Origin of the sequence: Aequorivita flava (assembly GCF_038742595.1) — a bacterium.
In the GTDB taxonomy this organism is placed as follows: Bacteria; Bacteroidota; Bacteroidia; order Flavobacteriales; family Flavobacteriaceae; genus Aequorivita; species Aequorivita marisscotiae.
This window is the reverse complement of the sequence record NZ_JBANCF010000027.1, coordinates 1-3,950: the sequence shown is the minus strand read 5'-3', so window position 1 is coordinate 3,950 and position 3,950 is coordinate 1. Positions and strand designations below refer to the sequence as shown.

5 protein-coding genes are annotated in these 3,950 nt (G+C 41.5%); 4 read left to right on the top strand and 1 reads right to left on the bottom strand.

Translation table 11 applies throughout. The annotated features are described in order from the left end of the window. The coding region (locus tag VZD24_RS15080) for a hypothetical protein (RefSeq protein ID WP_342688087.1) at positions 1-244 on the top strand (244 nt) is incomplete at its 5' end. Between the two features lie 329 nt (positions 245-573). Here the strand turns inward: VZD24_RS15080 and VZD24_RS15075 are convergent. Then, a complete protein-coding gene (locus tag VZD24_RS15075) occupies positions 574-1,065 on the bottom strand; it encodes a Dps family protein (RefSeq protein WP_279448190.1) in 492 nt (163 codons plus the stop codon). Positions 1,066-1,829: 764 nt separating this feature from the next. Between VZD24_RS15075 and cysQ the strand changes: the two genes are divergently transcribed. The 3 genes from cysQ to VZD24_RS15060 all read left to right on the top strand — a co-directional run. Further along, positions 1,830-2,621 (top strand): 3'(2'),5'-bisphosphate nucleotidase CysQ, encoded by a 792-nt coding sequence (gene cysQ / locus VZD24_RS15070; protein WP_342688086.1) that lies wholly within the window; start codon positions 1,830-1,832, stop codon positions 2,619-2,621. Between the two features lie 278 nt (positions 2,622-2,899). Next, positions 2,900-3,547: a hypothetical protein gene (locus VZD24_RS15065; RefSeq protein ID WP_279448188.1), complete on the top strand. Its 648-nt coding sequence runs from the start codon at positions 2,900-2,902 to the stop codon at positions 3,545-3,547. A 107-nt stretch (positions 3,548-3,654) separates the two neighbouring features. Then, the coding region (locus VZD24_RS15060; RefSeq protein ID WP_342688085.1) for a transposase at positions 3,655-3,950 on the top strand (296 nt) is incomplete at its 3' end.

The following is a 3,950-nucleotide window of genomic DNA, read 5'->3' as shown; positions in this document are numbered from 1 at the left end:
AAGTCATTTCGTCCTTTGTATCCTTTTGTCTTTTTGTCCTTTAAGTCCCAATTACACAATTAAACAATCCCCACAACAGACAACCCACAACAGACAACAGTCAACCGCCAACCGACAACCGCCAACCGACAACAGACAACCGACAACCGCCACCCGACAACCGACCCCCGCCAACCGCCAACCGACAACAGTCAACCGCCAACCGACAACCGCCAACCGACAACAGACAACAGCCAACAGATAACAGACAACAGACACCCGACAACCGACCCCCGACAACCGACAACCGCCAACCGACAACAGACAACCGCCACCCGCCAACCGCCAACCGACAACTGACAACCGACAACCGACAACAGACAACAGACAACAGACAACCGACAACAGACAACAGACAACAGTCAACCGACCCCCCCCAACCGACAAAAAAAAACCAAGCAATCAGAATTTCACTTCCAATCACTCAGTTTTATTTTTTCTAACGACCTACATCTAATGTCTCAAATCTCACATCTCACATCTCAATTCTCACATCTCAATTCTAACATCTCACATCTCACATCTCAATTCTCCCTATGCCTCCGGATGGTTATCTCCACTCTTCATGCTCCAGGCATCCAGCATCCAACTTACTTTTTCAATATGGCCTATATAGCCGCCCATCATATCGATAGTACCTTCATCTCCGGCCTTATCTGCGGTTTCAACTACTATGCGCATTTGTTTTAGCAGCTTTCCGTGATCGTCCAGCAATATTTTAACCATTTCCAAATCCTTGGTATCTTCTGAAGATTCCTTGATATTGCTCATTTTTAAGTAATCTGTAAAATTACTGGTGGGTTGAAAGCGCAGGGTAAGAATTCGCTCCGCAATTTCGTCAATTGTTATTTTCGCATCGTCATACAATTCCTCGAACTTAACATGCAGGTCGAAAAAATTTTTCCCCACTACATTCCAGTGGAAATTCCGAAGTTTTTGATAGTATAAATGATAATCTGCAAGAAGTACATTAAGCTCTTTTGCAGTGGCTGTTGTTTTCTTTTTATCAAGATTTAAATATCCCATTTTATTTGTGTTTTAAGGTTATCCCCAAAGATAAACAACCCCGTAGTGGTAATCAATTTTTTAAGACGTTTTAGCCTTTTTTTAACCTTCCTTCCAAACTGCCAGTCACCTTATACAAATAAGGCCAAATCCCAAATCCCAAATTAACGAATTAACAAATCACAAATCCCAAAGTGAGCTGATTCGATTTCGATTTCGATTTCGATTTCGATTTCGATTTCAATTTCCTACGTCCCCCAGCCCCAAAGGGGAGCCATAGTCCTTTACAATTCATTTCGTCCTTTGTGTCCTTTTGTTCCTTTTATCCCTTAATTCCATTTGTCCCTTTCGTCTTTTACTCTTTTTGTCCTTTAAGTCCTTTAATCCCAATTAACCAATTAACCAATTAACCAATTAAACAATCCCCACAACCGACAACCCACAACCGACAACAGTCAACCGCCACCCGACAACAGACAACCCACAACCGACAACAGACAACAGTCAACCGACAACCGACAACCGACAACAGACAACCGACAACAGACAACAGTCAACCGCCACCCGACAACAGACAACCGACAACCGACAACCGCCACCCGACAACAGACAACCCACAACAGACAACAGACAACAGACAACAGACAACCCACAACCGACAACAGACAACAGACAACCCACAACCGACAACAGACAACAGACAACAGACAACAGACAACAGACAACCGCCCCCCGACAACAGATAACAAAAACAATCGTAACTTTTCCCTCAAATTAAAACACCAATGACAAAAAACCTTTCCATTGCCATTCAAGCCGCCTTAAACGCAGGGGCAGAAATACTTAAAATTTATCAGACCAATTTCGAGGTAGAAATCAAAAACGATAATTCCCCCTTAACCATAGCCGATAAAAAAGCTAATGAGGTTATAATGGATTTTTTAAGACCGACAAATATTCCCATTATCAGCGAAGAAAATAAACAACAGCCATATGAGGTGCGAAAACATTGGCAGCAATGTTGGATTGTAGATCCGTTAGATGGCACTAAGGAATTTATAAAACGCAATGGCGAATTCACCGTTAATATAGCCCTAATAGAAAATGGCAGTCCCATTCTTGGAGTCATCTATATTCCCGTAAGCAAGACCTTGTATTTTACTTCCGCAGAAAAACCGACTTCCAAAAAGATCGTACTCACTTCTACAAATACGTCTGTTGAAACAATTTTACAAACGGCTACAGCTATCCAATCTGCCAAACCTACCTCCAAAATAATAATTGCCACTAGCAGATCGCATTTAAACCAAGCGACAAAAAACTATATAGCAACCATTAATGCCAAACGTGAGGTTGAGGTTATAGCCAGGGGCAGTTCCTTAAAATTCTGTCTAATAGCCGAAGGCCTGGTGCATATTTATCCGCGTTTTGCGCCTACTATGGAATGGGATACCGCCGCAGGGCAGGCTATTTGTAATGCAGTAGGGGTAAGGGTTATAGACATAACCACCGCCAAACCCATGCAGTACAACAAGCCCAATTTGTTAAACAATAATTTTATGGTAAGTACGGTCTAACGCACGTTCCATTTGGTGGTTCTTTCACTTAAAGATTGAAGAAATCTTTCCAAATTTTTAACGAATTCATTAAAATAAAACAACATTTTTTGCACGATAACGTTAAAATTGATACTTTGGACAAAATATTTTTTATTTATTTGACGTTGTACAAAAGAATAATATATATTGCGCACCGAGTAAATAAAACACCCCGAACATGTTAACTCGATTAATTTTAAACATGCCTCATTTAAAATTTTTGCTGCAATAGTGCGAATTTAACCTAATTTGAGTTTATGAATTCAACTAAAAACTACCTATTTCTAGTAACTGTTTTCTTATTATTAAGTGCTAATCTCTTTGCCCAAAAGGATTACAATCGGTTTTCCGCCGAAATTTCCACAGGCCTTCACGTTCCTTTTGCTCCCGGCGATGGCATTTCCCGAAGTAAGTATATTGCCTTTAAGCAATTTCAATTAGCGGGTAGATATATGTTTTCAAAAAGGGTAGGGGTAAAGGCCCATTATGCCTTTAATCGCTTTAACGACCCAGATGTAAAGGATATGGGCGTAAGTTTTAACAGGCTAGGGGTAGAGGGCGTAGTAAATGTAGGCCGACTCCTTAACGTCAGTTTCCATATCAGGGAAAAGTTTGGTCTCTTGTTTCACACAGGGGTAGGAGTTACTTTTTCAAACCCAACCGGCTCAACCGGCACCGACCGTATTGGTAATATCCTCGCAGGCTTCACCGCTCAATATAAAATCAGCAACCAAATGAGCTTAATGGGCGATATGACCTATATCTCCAACATCAGACAACACTACGGCTACAACGGCAACAGCCTTAATGCCGGCGAAAAAGGCACTTCCGGCGGCTTTGTAAACGTAAGCATAGGCGTTATCTTCAACCTAGGCGAAGAACGCTACCACGCAGATTGGTACTAGGTAGGGATTAGGTGATAGGTGATAATTGATTGGTAATAGGTATAATTGAACTTCCCTAGAGTCTATTCAATTAAGTGTGTCAATTTATAATTTAATAAATTAGACATATGAAAAGTACAGAAAGTAATTTAGATATGGAAGCTCTCATAAAACAAATGGGCGAAGAGCTTCGATCCGGCAAACCACTTACAGGAACTGGTGGTGTTTTCACTCCATTGATAAAAAAAGTGATAGAATCGAGTCTCGAGGGCGAAATGGATGCCCATCTCAAACAAGAAGGCGAGACATCAAAGAACCGTCGCAATGGGCGGGGGCGAAAAAATGTCCTTAGCTCTTCTGGTGGGCTGGAAATTTTTTCGCCGCGTGACCGCAATGGTACGTTCGAGCCCCAAACAGTAAAAAA